This is a genomic window from Nocardioides humilatus, assembly GCF_008373755.1.
Classification (GTDB): domain Bacteria; phylum Actinomycetota; class Actinomycetes; order Propionibacteriales; family Nocardioidaceae; genus Nocardioides; species Nocardioides humilatus.
In genome coordinates this window covers 1-837 of record NZ_VUJV01000093.1, presented here as the reverse complement: position 1 = coordinate 837, position 837 = coordinate 1, and the positions used below count along the sequence as shown (strand labels likewise).

1 protein-coding gene is annotated in these 837 nt (G+C 50.1%); it reads left to right on the top strand.

Annotation, left to right across the window (positions count from 1 at the left end; translation table 11 throughout):
• Positions 1-144: 144 nt before the first annotated feature.
• Positions 145-651 carry an Hsp20 family protein gene (locus F0U44_RS24095; RefSeq protein ID WP_188113643.1) on the top strand — a complete coding sequence of 169 codons (507 nt, stop codon included), beginning with the start codon at positions 145-147 and terminating at the stop codon, positions 649-651.
• Positions 652-837 lie beyond the last annotated feature (186 nt).

The following is an 837-nucleotide window of genomic DNA, read 5'->3' as shown; positions in this document are numbered from 1 at the left end:
GACTAGCACACGAGAAGAGCAGCGCGCGCTCACAACGAACTTTAAATAAAAAAGATGTCGATAGTACCAATGATGTTTCGCGATTGGTGGGATGACTGGGAGCGTATCGAGCGCCCCTCCAGACTACTGGACCAGCACTTCGGCATGGGTCTGAAGAAGGACGATCTGTTATCCTCCATCAGTTCATTCCCCTCGACCTCGCTCTTCAGAAATTCATACTTCAGACCTTGGAGGGCGAGCTTAGCCAGGCAGGAATCTTCTTCGACGATCAATTTGACGAAAGAGAAATTTGAGGTTATTTTAGACGTTCAGCAATTCACTCCAGACGAGATCACGGTCAAGGCGTCGAACAACACGGTTGTCGTCGAAGGCAAGCACGAGGAGAAACAGGACGAGCACGGCTTCATTTCCCGTCAGTTCACCCGCCGGTACATCCTGCCGACCGGATACGAGGTCAACGACCTGGTCAGCACGTTGTCTTCCGACGGCGTGCTCACCGTCACGGCGCCGAAACGACCTCCACCTAATGCCGGCGAAAGGATCGTACCGATCACGAAAACCGGACCCGCTAAGCAACCTGAGGCTGCGTCTTCGAAGCCGGAACAGCAACAGCCCCGCGAACAAATGGTGCCCATCGTCACCTCCCCTTAACCCCCCTAGTGCCGAGCACAACGACCGAAACATAAATAGCATTTAATTTTAATTGTTTTTTTTTTTGTTTTCTGCCCGTTGTTGGCCAACGACGAGCAACGATCCGATTTGAACGAATTAGGTTTATACAAAGAGGAATGCAAAATAACGTTCTGTAATAAATATCAATAAACGATTCACAACAAC

What these genes read in the sequence shown, in the direction of transcription:
- F0U44_RS24095 (WP_188113643.1), top strand. Translation starts at nt 145, where the DNA reads ATGGGTCTGAAGAAGGACGATCTGTTATCCTCCATCAGTTCATTCCCC.